We start from the raw sequence: 14,542 nt of genomic DNA on the forward strand, positions 1-14,542 counted from the left end.
TACTATCTCGAAGCGGGAACCCTGCGCTCGATGTAGCTCCGACAGTTCTTCAGCGTCATCGCGCACCTGCCTGGTGTGACGGTGTCGATCAGGGTGATGGCGGCCGGTGATGGGTACCGGTATCTGCTGAACTCTGTCGTCATCGGCGACGGTGACCGCGACGCTGCCTCGGCGCTGACGAGGTACTACCTCGAAGCGGGAACGCCTCCCGGGTTCTGGGTCGGATCCGGCCTCCCCGGTCTTACTGGCGACGTCTCGGCGGGTGGCCCGGTTGGTGAGGAGCAGTTGCGGCGACTGATGGGGCACGGGCAGGATCCCAACACGGGCGAGCAGTTGGGTCGCCCGTACCGGAAGTTCGCAACCGCTGCCGAGCGGACACAGCGCCGCATCGATAAGCTTCCGAAATCCCTCACTACAGGTGACCGAGCAGCGCAGCAGGCCCTCATCGAGGCCGAGGAAGCACAGAAGCCAACGAACGCTCCGGTCGCGGGCTTCGACCTGACCTTCTCCGTCCCGAAGTCCGTCTCGACCTTGTGGGCGGTCGCCGACGGCGGAACGCAAGCACTGATCGCCCAGGCCCACCATTCCGCGATCGGCGACGTGTTCGAGCTGTTCGAGCGTGATGTCGCGATGACCCGAATCGGTGCGAAAGGGCCACGGGGCGCGGTCGCGCAGGTCGATGTGCGGGGCGTGATCGCGACAGCCTACGACCACTACGACTCGCGTGCTGCTGATCCGCAGCTCCATACGCACGTCGTCGTCGCGAACCGTGTCCAAGCCGCACATGACGGGAAGTGGCGCACCCTTGACTCGCGTGCCGTTCATGCCGCGGTGACCGGCCTGTCGGAGCATTACAACGCGGTGCTTTCCGATCATCTCGCCCGGATCCTTGGTGTCGGGTGGGAGGCGCGGGAGCGTGGTGCGGGGCGTTCGACCGCGTGGGAGATCGCTGGGGTGCCGCAGGAGCTGATGGACGAGTTCTCCTCCCGCACCCGAGACATCGAGCAGGTCAAAGACCGCCTCGTCGCCGACTACGCCCAGAAGCATGGCAGACAGCCGTCCCCGAAGCTGTTGTGGCAATTCCGGCAACAGGCCACCCTCGAGACCAGGCCCCCGAAACAGTACCACTCGCTCAGCGACCTCACCGCCCAGTGGCGGGAACGTGCGGCCCGGATGCTCGGTGAAGATCCCCCCACTTGGGCGTCCGCGCTCCTTGCGGGAAGCGTCGCGGAGCCGTTGCTGCGAGCAGATGACATTCCCCTGGAGGATTTGGAGACGGTTGCTGAGGCCGTGGTGGAGCAGGTCGGTGACCGGCGCGCGACCTGGAAACGATGGAATCTCCATGCCGAGGCGGTCCGTCAAACGATGGATCTCCGGTTTGCGTCCCCGAAAGATCGTGACCTCATCACCCGGCAGATCGTCGACGCGGCCGAGCGTATCTCGCTGCGTCTGACCCCGCCGGAGTTGGCGTCGACCCCATCGAGGTTCCGCCGTCAGGACGGGACGAGCGTATTCCGTCCGAAAGCGTCGACCGTGTACTCCTCGGAACAGGTGCTTGCCGCAGAGGGTCGCCTCCTTACCGCCTCGAGTACGCGAACCGCTCCGACGGTGCCGCTCGGGTGGATCGAGCAGGCCGCCCAGACGAAGAACCGAGACGGGCACACCCTCTCACCGGATCAGGAACAGGCGATCGCGAAGATCGGCGTCTCCGGCCGCGCTCTCGACGTTCTGGTCGGTCCGGCAGGGACAGGGAAAACCACGACGATGTTGGCCCTGCGCCGTGCGTGGGAGAGACGCTACGGAGCAAAGTCCGTCGTCGGGCTCGCGCCGTCAGCTGCCGCTGCCGATGTGCTGGCTGGGGATCTGGAGATCGCGACGGAGAACACCGCGAAATGGTTGCACGAGCACCGCCGCGGGAACTGGAACCTCACGGCCGGGCAGCTCGTGATCATCGATGAAGCCTCCCTCGCAGGAACCTTCGCACTCGACGCCATCACCGCACACGCCCAAGAAGTGGGTGCGAAAGTGCTGCTGGTGGGTGACTGGGCGCAACTCGCCGCCGTGGATGCGGGCGGCGCGTTCGGGATGCTCGCCCGTGACCGCGGCGACGCCCCGGAACTCGCCGATGTGCGCCGGTTCCAGAACGAGTGGGAGAAGCAGGCCTCGCTACAGTTGCGGATCGGCGACACCGACGTCATCGACACCTACATCGCGCACCAGCGGGTCACGCCAGGCGGGTACGACGAGATCCTCGAAGCCGCCTACCAAGCCTGGAAGACAGACCAGGCTGCGGGGAAGAAGACCGTGCTGATCGCGGAAACCCTCGACACGGTCTCCGAACTCAACACCCGTGCCCGCACCGACCGGATCCTCGCAGGCCAGGTCGCCCTCGGCGGAGTGCGGTTGCACGACGAGAACGAAGCCTCCCGCGGGGATCTCGTCATCACCCGCCAGAACGAGCGCCGCCTGTCCTTGGGACGGGGCTGGGTGAAAAACGGTGACCGTTGGCAGGTCGCCCGCGCGAACGATGATGGATCGCTCACGGTACGGCGGGCAGGATCGAAGTGGCGCACCACGATCACCCTGCCCGCAGCCTATGTCGCCGAGCATGTCGAACTCGGGTACGCCGTCACCGCACACCGCGCCCAAGGCTCCACCGTCGACACCGCGCACGCAATCGTCCACTCACCAGAAGTCACGAGGGAATCCCTGTACGTTGCGATGACGCGCGGCAAAGAATCCAACCGGGTCTATGTCGCAACCGACCAGCATCACCTCGAAGAGCACCAGCACCGGGACGACCTGCAGAACACTGCCCGAAGCATCCTCTACGGCATCCTCCAGCACCCTGGCGCGGAACTCTCCGCGCACGACACGATCGTGATGGAGCAAGACTTCTGGGGGTCGCTCGAGCAACTCGCCGCCGAGTACGACACCATCGCCCAAGAAGCCGGGCTTCAACGCTGGGTCAATCTTCTCGAAGCCGGGGGTCTCACTCCGGAGACGATCGACGAGCTCGTCGACTCCGACGCGTTCGGGATCCTCACCACCGAGCTACGCAGGCTCGAAGCCGACGGCCACCACATCGATGACCTCCTGCCGCGCATCATCCAAGCCGGAGGCCTCGACGACGTTCACGACCTTGGCTCCCTCCTGCGCTACCGCCTCCAACGCATCACGACGGCATACCAGCCCTCCCCGCAGCGCGCCGCCGGGCTGATCGCTGGCCTCATCCCACGCGCCACCGGGATCACCGATCCCGACATGCAGCAGGCACTTACCGAGCGCGAACAGCTCATGGAGCAGCGCCTCGACGCACTCACCCAGAAACTCCTCGACGACGAAGCACCGTGGATGGCAGGCCTGGACGATCTGCCACCGGAATCGCGGACGGCGGCGGTGCGAGTAGTAGCGGCGTATCGGGATCGTTGGGGCATCACCGCGTCCACTCCGCTGGGTGCGAGCCCGCTGGATGATGCACAACGCATCGATTACGAACGCACCCATATTCTGCTGGTGAAAGCTCTGCAGAACGAGCACAGTCACCCCGACACCCCGCCCAGCCGGAGTCAGGGGCGCGCGATCCTCTGACACTTCATTGGCCGATATTCTGAGGGTATGACGTCAATGAGCCCCGCGGGAATCAGCCGCGACACGCGCTCCAACGTGCTCGACTGGTTGTCGCTATCCGAGTACGACTGGTCGGGGCGGCTCGAGCATCCGCAGTTCCTTGCCCGTATCTACGATCTTGATGCACTGCCGAGCAATGACTACAGATATAAGAATGCGGCCGGTGATATACGCCAGCACATGGTCAACAACTGGGACTGGGAAGACGACTGGGTTTTCGACGACGAACGCTTTCAGCTTCGTGACGGGGACGATGAGGTCTTCCTCAAGTTTCTCGTCGAGACAGTCCACCCGAGAGTGCGTGACGACAGGGACGCTGCAGCGGCGATGGTGGCTGCCTACAACGACACCCTGCGCCGTGACGGATACGAGTTGTTCGAGACAGGCCGCTTCGGAGATCGCATCATTTACGGATGGCGTCAGATCGCCGCATATCACGCTCCGGCAACCTTGAAATTGACTCAGACACCAGACCTCACTGAGAACGCCGTCCTCCGTCGCCACCTCGACCTGATCGAGCGCGACTTGAACTCAGATCCCGCCGCAGCGATCTCATCATGCAAGAACCTCCTCGAAAGCCAATGCAAGATTGTGCTCACTGACCTCGAGGTCGAGTTCTCTGAACGTGATGAACTCCCAGGTCTCTTCTCGAGCGTCGCATCCGCGCTCGCCATTAACGCCGGATCTGTGGACGGCAGCAAGCGCGGCAGTGAGGCAGTGCGCAAGGCCATGCGTGCTCTCTCCACGCTTGTACAGTCCGTCGCCGAAGCACGGAACTCAATCGGCGACGGGCACGGCTCAGTGAACGAAAGCCCGGCCACATCTCGACACGCGCGTCTCGTGTTTAACTCGACCGTAGCTGCGGCTCAGTTCATCGCTGATACCTGGCACGAAACTTCTCCCAAGCAAAGCGAGAACGTACCCTTCTTTACGTAGTACCTCAACGTATTCGGCTTACAGCCCACGAGCGCAGCACTTCCGCCCTTCGAAGAAGCGGCGTAAAGTGGATGACGGCAGGAAGAACCACGCGCCGAGCTCCTCACAGAGGGGCGGAGCAGACCGCCCGGGCAGGCTCGGGCACTCACTCACACAGGGCCAGCCACATCGAAGTGTTTCCGTGTGAAAGTGAAGCCATCATGAATCTCATACAGCGTCTGTGGAACGCGAGCATCCGCACCCGAGCGTTCTTACGCCGCAGGATGCCGACAAACATTCTCCTCGACAAGATCCCCACCCGCCGAGGCCTCAAATGGGGAATCCCGGCCATGCTCCTCGGCGGCATCTACGTCTTCGCCGCAGCAATGTGCATCACCCTCATTGAGCATGGCTGGAGCGGCTGGCTGTATCTGCTGTTCGCGCTGCTGCTGTGGAACGGGCTGAAGTTCCTCTTCATGGGGCCGTGGAGCCTCATCCTGCTGCTACGCGTGCGCAGGCAAGAGGCACGCGCCCGCAAACGAAACCGCGCCACACCCACCCACGTCGCTACCGCGTCAGCGGAATAAGCCCCGATCCTGGCCGGAGGGTCAGGGCTCTCGGCCCACCTCGCCGCTCGTGGCGAGCAGGCGCTCCCAGTCGGTTGGGTCAACGATGCCTGGCATGGTGGGCTCGATGCGTCCGGTGTCGATGACGTACTCGTGTTCGCGGCGGGTGGCGTGAAACGTCGCAAGCACGGCCTCCCGCGGAGCCGTAATCTCGTAGATCTGATGGTCGCGACCGCCGAGCGCACCCAGACGGGTCGCGAACCAATGCGCACGCTCGAAACTCAGCGTCCACGACAACCCCGTCTGATGCCCTTCTGCAGCCGCTCGGTACAGGTGCACCGTGTCCGGCAGCAGTGCCCGGGAAGCAGCGCGACCGTAGGAAACGCGAGGACCTGGCAACCACGATGACGCGGCTCGCAGGAATGCTGAGGATCGCTCCACCTCATGTGATCGTGCCGTGGGAGATCAAGCGGGCGCTGATTGACTCTTTCGGCCTGGATGTCCCTGTTGAGGAGCTCGACCTGTTCGGTCTTGGGGTCGCTCACGCGGCAGCATCACCAAGCCTGCGGTACGTGGCACCCACCGAGTATCGCGGGCTACCTCTCCCCGCAGATGTGCGGCAGGAGATTCAGCGCCGAGCTGAGCCAGAGTACGAGCGCGTGATCCTGGCCGGCGCGACACCGGACGGGATGCCTGATGACCGACGCATCGTGCTGAACGACATGAAGCACCTCACCGACGACCGCTTCGTAGACGGCCAACGCAACGTCGCGGATGTACTCAAGAGCCTCGGGAGAGGCCGCCTCAACGATGTCATGGTGGCAACAGCGATCGCCGACATCATCGACCCCCTGCTGCGGATTAGCGGACAACTCGGCGTAGATTTCGACGAGATCGTTGATCGACTGGCGCATCTTGTCGAAGCCATGCCATCTCGCTGGGTCGAGATGAGCCTCAGACAAGCACGGCAGGCGAACCCGCAGAAGGAGTGGAGCGGGAACGATCTCAACGACGTCACCGCCCTCGTGATCGCCGTGCCCTACTGCGACATAGTCGTCACGGAAAAGTCATGGGCTGCGATGCTCACAGATGCGAAGGTTCCTGCACGATTCGGCCATGTCGTCACCGCAAGTCTCGATGAGCTCGTCAACCACCTCACGGCCACGCCGCACCCGCGATCGCAACAGGCGAACGTCGAGGAGTGAGGACGGATCATCTTGGCTGTCGTTCGCCGCTCCTCGCACCAGGATTAGCTGCAGACGTCCCGTCGCTGTTCGTCCAGAAGGTGCTTCGCATGAGCAGTTCGCTCCATCACGCGGTTCGACTAGCGTCCTCTGTTGACTGATTTCGTGGTGGGAAGTCGATCCATGCCCACAGGCCGTTGCGGAACGAGAGGTAGCGGTGCCAATAGTTGGACCAGATCCAGAGCGCATCGATGGACTCGAAGCCGGCCGGCGTCGAGGTCGGCAGTTGGAAGTCGTCGGCGAAGAACCGGGCGGGCAGCGCGTCGTCCGTGGGGACCAAGAACAGGTGACGTTCCGAGACGTCTGCTGTGCGCCCTAGTTTGTTGAGATGCGACGCCATGTGCGGTTTGCCATGCCAGGTCTCGACGACCCGAGCGAAGTCGGAGGGGGCGCTATCTACGAACTCTGCGCGTACGGACTGGTAGATGACCACACCCGGATCAAGACGAGTACGTCGAAGCGCACCGAGATCGTCGGCAAGGAACCGCGCCAAGTCAACTTCTGCATCAAGCACCACCGAGGGCAAGTCGGAAGGTTTGTCTACCCCGTAGGTATCGCATAGCTCAACAGCCCGCAGGACGGCCTGCCGTACGAACCTGTACGGGAAGCTCGTCGCAGCAGCGCGGAACTCCCACGAGCTGGTCGCCGGCCAACGCCAGCCCTCTTTCATCGCCATCCCTTGCCAGGCGATAGATGCCTTTTCAGTGACGAGCGTGACCTCAAGAGCACCCCGCCGTCCGTCGGGCCATTCAAGGAGGAAGTCCACTGCCGCCTGGCGGCCGTCCGTGTCGTGAAGGTGTACCACGGCGCCGGTTTCGTAGCCGACCAAGTAGGCCGCGATTTGCTCGGCCCTGTCAGCAAGCCCCGTCACGCACGCGCCTTACCTCGGAGGCTGGCGAAGTACTCAGTGGTCCAATGATGGTCGTGGAACCCGGAACTGTTGAGGCTGTGCATCGCGGGAACGATCGTGGGCGAGGTGAGAATGGAATCGCACAGTGGCGTCAGGGCATCTACAACGATCTGGCCAGGATATCCAAGGATCTCGATCTGCCCAGTGGTGTTGCCCAGCAGCACGGGACTCATCTTGCTCATCGCTTCTTGGCCGTCTTCCTTCGGGTCACCAAAGTGGACTCCGCCTTCAACGTGGGCGTAGTAGCGGATGACCAGCTTGGCCGAGAGGTCACGACCCTCAAGCAGACCGACTCTCGCCGCAAGGAACTGGTCCGCCGTCAGCGCCTCAGTCTCAGCGTCGCCGACGAGCTCGCGCCCGCTCAGTCGAACCAGATACTCAAGCGAATCGTCGGCGCCGACAGGCGCCTGCCACGGTCTGATTCGGAACTCGGTCTTGACTTCCTGTCGAGCCCGCTTGACCGTGGCAAGTAACGGCTCGCCGCGATCAGTAAGGAGTTTCCGAAGCAACGGCGCAATGCCGAGCAGCTCGTACCGGCTCCGAGAAGCTGGGGCATCACTGCGGTCGCGCAGATCAGCAACTGTTTCCACAAACAGCCATTCAGCCAACATCATTTGCGGACCGATGTCTCGTGCCACCGCGGCCTCCTCCCGTCCGCAGGCTGGCCTACCGCTTGGATGGCGTAGGCGCTCTCAGGTGTGCAGGATCGCCCGTAATCGACATCGAACCGGCTGGACGAGAATCAAGACCAGTCACACCCCGCGCTTGGCCTGCGCTCTCAGTTTACGAGCGCATCGCGCGTCTCAACTCGTGCCACAGCCGCCCGAGTCATTGCAGCGCCGTTGTAGCGCTTCGGTTCCTATCAGCAAGGAATGGAAAGTACACCCCGATGTGTGCTACCAGTTTACGCGAACGACCACCCTTGGATCTACGACTGCGTAGCTTGCGTTCGTTCAAACGAACAGGGGTGAAATCGAGCCGTTGAGCCGTGTCGATTCGGCGGCGCGTTAGGCGATGATGCGAGCGAGTCGTGCGATGCCTTCAGTGATCTGGGCGGGGGTGGCTGCGCCGTAGGAGAAACGGAGGAACGGGGCTGGGGGCTCGTCGACGAAGAAGTGTCGCCCGTCTCCGACGATTACCCCGACGGCGTAGGCGTCGGCGCTAATCTGCCTGGTATCGGCCCCGTGAGGTAGTCGCACCCACAGGTGGATACCTCCGCTCGGTACGCTCTGGATTCGAACGCTCGGCAAGACCTGACGGATCGTAGCAACCAGGGCGTCGCGGCGTTCTGCGAGTTCGGTGCGCAGGCGCTTGAGGTGTCGTGGCCAGATGTTCGAGGTGAGCAGGCTCAGGGCGATCTCTTGCACCATGGGAGCGACGCAGAGGTCGTCTGCGGTGCGGGAGGCGCGGAGTCGGTCACCGGCGGGGCCGCGTGCGATCACCGCACCGAGCCTGAGCCCTGGAGAGGCGGCCTTCGAGAGCGTGGTGACGGTGACGACGTGGCCGTTGGCGTCTTCGGTGATGAGCGCTGGCGGTGTGCGCCCGTCGATGCCGAGGTTCCTGGCCCAGTCGTCTTCGATGATGAATGCCCCGTGTTGAGCTGCGAGTTCGAGTACCTGGGTGCGGCGTTCCGGGTTGAGCACCGCGCCGGTCGGGTTCGCGTAACTGGGTTGCAGGTAGATCACGCGGGCGCGGGTGCGTTCGAGCGCGTCAGCGAGACGCTCGACGATGATTCCCTCTTTGTCGGCAGGTACGGACGCGATGGTGAGGCCCGCACTTTGTGCCGCGAGGATCGCGCCGGGGTAGCTCGGACTCTCGGTGATCACGGTAGAGCCCGGCTCGGCGAGGGTGCGCATCGTGAACACGAGACCCTGCTGACCTCCAGAGACGATGAGCACGTCGCTGGGATCAGCTCGATACTCGGCGGCGAGTACGCGGCGAAGCTCCGGCGATCCTGCGGGCGAGGTCATCATCCATGCCCTGTTGCTTTTGGCCGCTCGCGAGCCGATCCTGTGCAGGTCGTCGTGCGGGAGGAGTTCGGGGGCGAGGTACCCCCATGAGAGCGGGATGTGCTCGGGCGTGCCGTAACCGCCCAGGCGCGATGCCCGGTCGGCGTCTACACGGGCGGGGCCGAGCGCCTGCGACTGCCACGCGAAGTCCGGCTCGGCGAGCCGCATGCGCTCGGCCACGAAGGTACCCCTGCCGGGCTCGGCACGCACCAGTCCCATGGCGCTGAGCTCGGAGAGGGCAGCGGAGACTGTGGCGGCGCTCGCCTGGAATTCCCTGGACAGTTCTCGCACCCCGGGGAGCTTCTCTCCGGTAGGCGCCGCTGCTACCCGCTGGTGCAGCCGAGCCGCGATCTCCGACGCTCTGTTATCATTGGACATGAAGCTAGTAGATAACGTTACTCACTATTTGACAAGTCCGTTACCGCCATGCCCAGTTGTCGTCACGGGGTCTGCACGGGTATGAGCCGGGTAGCTGCTGTCCTGCGGGATGTGTCCATCTCCGCCGTGGTCGCGGGGTTCCTCTCGGCACTCATCAACTTTGCCGGGCCATTCTTGATCGTGCTCGAGGCGACCAGAGCGGCGGGCCTTGATGAAGTGCAGACGGCTTCCTGGGTGTGGGCGTTGTCGATCGGCAACGGCGTCTGCAGCATCGTGCTCAGCCTCTTCACTCGCATCCCGGTCATCGTGGCCTGGTCGACGCCGGGAGCCGCGCTCCTCATCGCCTCCCTCGGCGGCTTCTCATTCGCCGAGGCCGTCGGCGCATTCCTCGTGGCGTCGGTTGCTGCGGCGGTCGTGGGGTTCACGGGTTGGTTCGGGTGGTTGCTCGCCAGGGTGCCGGGCCCCGTGTTGCAAGCGTTGCTCGCCGGCATTCTGCTTCCCTTTGTTGTGACCGCGGCGGGAGCGTTCGCGAGTGCTCCGCTGATCGCGGGCAGCATCGTGGTCACGTTCTTTCTCGGTAAGCGTTTCTTCGATCGCTTCGCGGTGTTGGCGGCGCTCGTGGCGGGTCTCGCAACGACCTGGGCCTCCGGGGCGTTCCATGACGTCGCGCCAGTGCTCACCCTGGGTGGCCCGGTGTTCACGATGCCCGTCTTCACGCCCGCCGCGCTGGTGAGTGTGGCACTGCCGCTGTTCATCGTCACGATGGCGTCGCAGAACGCGCCCGGCCTCGCGCTGCTGCACTCGCAGGGCTACAAGCCGAGCGACCGCCTGCTCGTTGGCACGATCTCCGCAGTGTCGGCGGCCTTGGCGCCGTTTGGCGCGCACGGCATCAACCTCGGCGCGATCACCGCCGCAATCGCGCTCGGCCCCGAATCCCACCCCGACCGTACCAAACGCTACATCGCGGGCCTCTCGGGTGGCCTCACGTATCTGCTGGTCGGCTCGTTCGGCGGCGTGCTGGTCACCGGGTTCCAGGCGATCCCCAGCGAAACCGTCGCTGTTGTTGCCGCCGTCGCGCTGCTGGGTTCAGCGCTCACCGCGCTCACGAGTGCGATGAGCGGTGACACCCGCACGGGCATGGCCGCGATCACGACACTCGCGGTCACCATGTCGGGGGTCGTCATCCTCAGCGTGGGCGCGGCGTGCTGGGGTCTGCTCGCGGGCAGCGCCGTCTACCTCGTGCTGGCCCCGCGCCGAGAGCATGCGCAACGGCCCAGCGCGGGAAACGAGGCTGTCATGACGCAATAAGCGAGCAACCACAATCCCACTTCGAGGAGTCGGCGCTCATCACACGCCCGCTCCGCGGGACGCCGTTGCAGCGGCGGCCCACAACCCACCACTGAAGGACCCCTCAATGACTACCACGATCGCACCGACCGTTCGTTTCCTCTCGTCCGCCGATGAGGATCAGTGGCGCGTCCTCTTCCGCGCCTACCGCTCGTTCTACAAGCTCGAAGCATCCGAAGAAGTCGTTTCCCGCGCATGGGGCTGGTTCATGGATCCGACCCACGAGTGCAAAGCACTCGTCGCCGAAGCCGACGGCGAGATCCTCGGCTTCGCACATCACCGCCGATTCTCGTCGCCCTACACCGGCACGAGTCACATTTTCCTCGACGACCTCTTCACCGTTCCCGCCGCTCGCGGCCACGGCGTCGGACGGGCACTCATCGGACGCCTCACCGACATGGCCGCCGCAGAGGGGCACGCTGGGGTGCAGTGGATGACAGCGGAGGACAACCACCAGGCCCAAGCCCTCTACAACACCCTCGCCACCCGAACCGCCTGGGTGACCTACGACGCCGAGTCGACACGAAAGTGATGCGTGAACTTCGCCGAATCATCGCCATAGTCAGCACCGACGAGGAGCTCCCGTCATGATCTTGATCCCCGATCCCTGGTGACTCCCGGCGATTCTCGCCGCCGCGCTCCTCTTCGACGTTATCGCCTCGATTCAGCCACCGAAGTCCATTCGAGACTGTCTCGACGGGGTCGGCGTGCCCTGAGACTGGTGGTGGGCACTGATCGTGATCAAGAATCTTGCAACCGTCGGCCTGATCGTCGGCATCTGGGTGCCGAGGATTGCCTTCGCGGCCAATGTCGGGGTCGTGGTCTACCTCATCGCGGCGGCCGCCGCACACATCCGAGCGCGGTTCACCGGTCAATCTTTCTGGGTGAACTGCCTGGGCATGCTCACTCTTTCCTTCGCTGTGCTGATCTTCACTTTCCTGTAATCGAATGGGCCCGTCGTCAAGTTCGCAGGGTACCTTGCAGTCCGCGTGCGAATTCGGTGAGCGCTTTCAGAGTCGCGATGGCGTAGGAGACGATCTGGCTCCGCAGGACACCGTCGATGTCGCGGGGCACGCCTTGGCGTGTAAGTACCCAGATCGCGCTGTTCTGAACGCCAACGTCGTCCCCGACGATGTGGCCGGAGATGGTGTTCCGTATGAGACGCAGAGTCTTGTTGAACTCTTTGTCATCCCTCATCTCGGACATCGCCTGCTTGAACGCGCGGACTGCTTCATCGAACTTCGCAATATCGAACAGATGGGCGCCGGTGTCATTGGGGAGACTCCGCATGGCCTTGGATACGGCATTGACCATTCTCCCGGCTGACTCTTCCGCCTCTTCGAGTGTCAGGGCAAGGAACTTCTCGGCGGTGAGCCGGTTCTGCGGGTCCGCGAGTAACGCACGGAGCATGACCCGCATGTCGAAGTCGACGGTAAGGATGAAGAACTGGAGCTGCGTGAAGCGGCGATAAATCTCGGAGTCCCGTTCGAGGCCAAGCTTGACGTTCTGAGCAGCCTGTTCCAGCACGCGCTCCTGCTCAGGCAGTATTGCGTCGAACCCCGCGATAATGTCCGCGGCACTGCCACCCGAACTCTCACTCATTCTCGTTCTCGCTCCCGCGCCAATGTCGCTGTCGATATGTGCCTGCACTGCTGTTCCTCGCCTCGTCAGATGACGGGGTCGCGTTCCCAGTTTGGCGATCGCGGGAAGTCATCGTCTGAGCGCCACCCCGCTGCGTTCGCCCACGGTGATGCGCGGGGCACATCGAACGCGTCCCATCGCCATACGTCAGGATGTCGTCGTTCGGTGCTCGTTGTCGGACGAGCCGCGTAACCGAGTGTCTGTCCCGCGGGGACGGTGTAGTGCCACCAGCAGCCAACCTGATCTTGGCCTACGGCGAATGAGTCGGGATCGAGGTTGTGTTTTCTGGCAACCTCTATGAGCGTCGCATGCACGTCGAACGGGCCGGGGCGAAGCAACACAGCGTTGAGGTACTCGGTGTCGAAGTCGTAGGCAAAGTTGAGCAACTCAGGGATGTGCCGATCATCGACCAGCCGACCAGACTCATCAAGTTCTCGCGAGCCCGCGACGGACTCTTCATGAAGCCTGCGCAGTCGAGCGCCGGCGTCGTCCGCAATGCGCGGGAAATACTCGGCCAGCGCGGCGACGAGCACGATCGTCTTGGTCGAGTTCACCCGTGTCGCGTAGCCAAGGTCTCGGCCGTGTAGGACGCCGTGGCGCGAGACGAGGCCGAAACTGCCGGACTCATCGACGTTCTCGGAAAAGACACGGCGGACGACCGGCAGGTTCGCTTCAATCCCCGCCAGTGTCGCGTCATCAAGATAGGGGTCCGCGTTGGCCTTGGAGAAAAAGGACTGCCCGGTAAGATCGCGGCTCATCCCATCGATCTGCGCGAGGATGATTGGGATCGACGCCTCGTAGGCTCCCGCGAGATGATGCTGAATCGCCTTCTCGATGAGCGCGACACGATCCCAGATGACCTGCTTGAACGGGTAGTGAGAGTTTGACCACCGGCGTATCGGTGCCGCTGCATGCCGGAGAAGAACCTGATTGTCGGAGTTCCAGACCTCAGTGATCGCCTCATCAATGGCCGTGGGCCCAGCACCCTTCGCGGCGAGGCGTAGGACCCCGACTGTACCGGCCTGATGCCAGCGATCGCACATCGCCCACCCCAGCGGGGCAAACAGCGCGACCGCCTCGGCGATCTGAGCGACGGCGGGGTGCGCGACGACTCCGAGGCGTCGCGCCACCTCAGCCGCCAACTCAGCTTGCGTCATGTTTCATCCCTCCGCTCAACGGTCTCCCTCAAGGATGACAGGCCAATGCGATCCGCCCCAGAGCCCGCGCCCGCGAGTCATCTGCCTGACACCGACGGTCCTTCTCCGACGCCTCGTACGATGGGACAGCTACTGCGCTCGACCATGCTTCCGATCAATCAGATCGCCGCAGATGTGGGATGGGCGGATGCCGGCTTCGCGGCCCGCCAGTTCCGACGGAGCCTTGGGGTAACGCCAGAGGCTTACCGGCAGTTCGTGTGTGGCGCCGGTTCGGACGACGCGACGTAGCGGTGCCGCAGTGGTCTGTCAGACCGCTTGCTTGACCAGTTCGGTTCATGCTCGTCGTTCGGCGCGAGCGGCCACGGCCTCCCGCACACGAGTACGGGCGAGCAGGATCAGGCTGATGGGTCCCATGATGACGAGCTTCATCGTGTTCCACAGGCAGAGGAGGACGAGGAAGTTGAGCCATCCGGGTCCGCCGTCTGCGATGAGGGTGGTGAAGGTGCTCGCGGCTAGGAGGTAGGGCACGGCGAGGAGCATCGCGGGGACTCCCCATTTGAGTCCTCGGCGGGTGCGGATGGCGTCGAGGAGGATGTTGGTGGGCATGTAGCGGCGCAGGAATGCGTGGGTGTAGACGCTGAGGGTCCAAAGCTGGCGGATCATAACGGGGGTTACCTCTCACATGCACGACGGATCGTCGGAGGCGGTGCGTGTGTGAGTGGCCTTGCGGCCTGCCCCGAGGAGC

At 63.8% G+C, this 14,542-nt stretch carries 14 protein-coding genes; 7 read left to right on the forward strand and 7 right to left on the reverse strand.

What is annotated here, in order from left to right; genetic code table 11:
- The first annotated feature begins 75 nt into the window (after positions 1-75).
- From mobF to NHL51_RS05355, 3 genes are all read left to right on the forward strand, one after another.
- Positions 76-3,591 carry a MobF family relaxase gene (gene mobF, locus NHL51_RS05345; protein ID WP_434142305.1) on the forward strand — a complete coding sequence of 1,172 codons (3,516 nt, stop codon included), beginning with the start codon at positions 76-78 and terminating at the stop codon, positions 3,589-3,591.
- 27 nt (positions 3,592-3,618) lie between these two features.
- Complete coding sequence (locus tag NHL51_RS05350) at positions 3,619-4,566, forward strand: abortive infection family protein (RefSeq protein WP_434142307.1); 948 nt, start codon at positions 3,619-3,621, stop codon at positions 4,564-4,566.
- Between the two features lie 200 nt (positions 4,567-4,766).
- Positions 4,767-5,132, forward strand: coding sequence for a sulfate permease (locus NHL51_RS05355; RefSeq protein WP_434142308.1), 366 nt, complete (start codon positions 4,767-4,769; stop codon positions 5,130-5,132).
- Between the two features lie 21 nt (positions 5,133-5,153).
- Here the strand turns inward: NHL51_RS05355 and NHL51_RS05360 are convergent, their stop codons facing one another.
- Entirely contained in the window at positions 5,154-5,408 is a 255-nt protein-coding gene (locus NHL51_RS05360) for a hypothetical protein (protein WP_434142309.1), read from the reverse strand.
- A 107-nt stretch (positions 5,409-5,515) separates the two neighbouring features.
- Here NHL51_RS05360 and NHL51_RS05365 point away from each other — a divergent pair, with 107 nt between their 5' ends.
- The gene (locus NHL51_RS05365) at positions 5,516-6,316 is read left to right on the forward strand and encodes a hypothetical protein (RefSeq protein WP_434142310.1); all 801 of its coding nucleotides are present in this window, start codon (positions 5,516-5,518) and stop codon (positions 6,314-6,316) included.
- Between the two features lie 106 nt (positions 6,317-6,422).
- Here NHL51_RS05365 and NHL51_RS05370 read toward each other — a convergent pair whose 3' ends face one another.
- The 3 genes from NHL51_RS05370 to NHL51_RS05380 all read right to left on the reverse strand — a co-directional run bounded on the left by NHL51_RS05370 (position 6,423) and on the right by NHL51_RS05380 (position 9,652).
- Complete coding sequence (locus NHL51_RS05370) at positions 6,423-7,226, reverse strand: hypothetical protein (RefSeq protein WP_434142311.1); 804 nt, start codon at positions 7,224-7,226, stop codon at positions 6,423-6,425.
- On the reverse strand, positions 7,223-7,903 hold the full coding sequence (locus tag NHL51_RS05375; protein ID WP_434142313.1) for a hypothetical protein: 681 nt from the start codon (positions 7,901-7,903) through the stop codon (positions 7,223-7,225). The genes NHL51_RS05370 and NHL51_RS05375 overlap by 4 nt, the downstream gene beginning before the upstream one ends.
- Positions 7,904-8,272: 369 nt before the next feature.
- Entirely contained in the window at positions 8,273-9,652 is a 1,380-nt protein-coding gene (locus NHL51_RS05380) for a PLP-dependent aminotransferase family protein (RefSeq protein WP_434142314.1), read from the reverse strand.
- 111 nt (positions 9,653-9,763) lie between these two features.
- Between NHL51_RS05380 and NHL51_RS05385 the strand changes: the two genes are divergently transcribed.
- The 3 genes from NHL51_RS05385 to NHL51_RS05395 all read left to right on the forward strand — a co-directional run bounded on the left by NHL51_RS05385 (position 9,764) and on the right by NHL51_RS05395 (position 11,943).
- Positions 9,764-10,960, forward strand: a complete 1,197-nt coding sequence (locus NHL51_RS05385; protein WP_434142316.1) for a benzoate/H(+) symporter BenE family transporter — start codon at positions 9,764-9,766, stop codon at positions 10,958-10,960.
- A gap of 106 nt (positions 10,961-11,066) precedes the next feature.
- The gene (locus tag NHL51_RS05390; RefSeq protein ID WP_434142317.1) at positions 11,067-11,531 is read left to right on the forward strand and encodes a GNAT family N-acetyltransferase; all 465 of its coding nucleotides are present in this window, start codon (positions 11,067-11,069) and stop codon (positions 11,529-11,531) included.
- A gap of 205 nt (positions 11,532-11,736) precedes the next feature.
- A complete protein-coding gene (locus NHL51_RS05395) occupies positions 11,737-11,943 on the forward strand; it encodes a DoxX family protein (RefSeq protein WP_434142318.1) in 207 nt (68 codons plus the stop codon).
- A 16-nt stretch (positions 11,944-11,959) separates the two neighbouring features.
- Here NHL51_RS05395 and NHL51_RS05400 read toward each other — a convergent pair whose 3' ends face one another.
- The 3 genes from NHL51_RS05400 to NHL51_RS05410 form a co-directional block, all read right to left on the reverse strand.
- Entirely contained in the window at positions 11,960-12,649 is a 690-nt protein-coding gene (locus NHL51_RS05400; RefSeq protein ID WP_434142319.1) for a hypothetical protein, read from the reverse strand.
- Between the two features lie 17 nt (positions 12,650-12,666).
- Positions 12,667-13,797 (reverse strand): hypothetical protein, encoded by a 1,131-nt coding sequence (locus NHL51_RS05405; protein ID WP_434142320.1) that lies wholly within the window; start codon positions 13,795-13,797, stop codon positions 12,667-12,669.
- A gap of 333 nt (positions 13,798-14,130) precedes the next feature.
- A complete protein-coding gene (locus NHL51_RS05410; protein WP_434142321.1) occupies positions 14,131-14,460 on the reverse strand; it encodes a hypothetical protein in 330 nt (109 codons plus the stop codon).
- Positions 14,461-14,542: the final 82 nt, after the last annotated feature.

The sequence above is a fragment of the Leucobacter sp. gxy201 genome, from assembly GCF_051043335.1.
In the GTDB taxonomy this organism is placed as follows: domain Bacteria; phylum Actinomycetota; class Actinomycetes; order Actinomycetales; family Microbacteriaceae; genus Leucobacter.

Coding starts and splice junctions, on each gene's coding strand:
- NHL51_RS05410 (WP_434142321.1), bottom strand. CDS start 14,460: ATGATCCGCCAGCTTTGGACCCTCAGCGTCTACACCCACGCATTCCTG.
- NHL51_RS05390 (WP_434142317.1), top strand. CDS start 11,067: ATGACTACCACGATCGCACCGACCGTTCGTTTCCTCTCGTCCGCCGAT.
- NHL51_RS05365 (WP_434142310.1), top strand. CDS start 5,516: ATGACGCGGCTCGCAGGAATGCTGAGGATCGCTCCACCTCATGTGATC.
- NHL51_RS05350 (WP_434142307.1), top strand. CDS start 3,619: ATGACGTCAATGAGCCCCGCGGGAATCAGCCGCGACACGCGCTCCAAC.
- NHL51_RS05380 (WP_434142314.1), bottom strand. CDS start 9,652: ATGTCCAATGATAACAGAGCGTCGGAGATCGCGGCTCGGCTGCACCAG.
- NHL51_RS05405 (WP_434142320.1), bottom strand. CDS start 13,797: ATGACGCAAGCTGAGTTGGCGGCTGAGGTGGCGCGACGCCTCGGAGTC.
- NHL51_RS05355 (WP_434142308.1), top strand. CDS start 4,767: ATGAATCTCATACAGCGTCTGTGGAACGCGAGCATCCGCACCCGAGCG.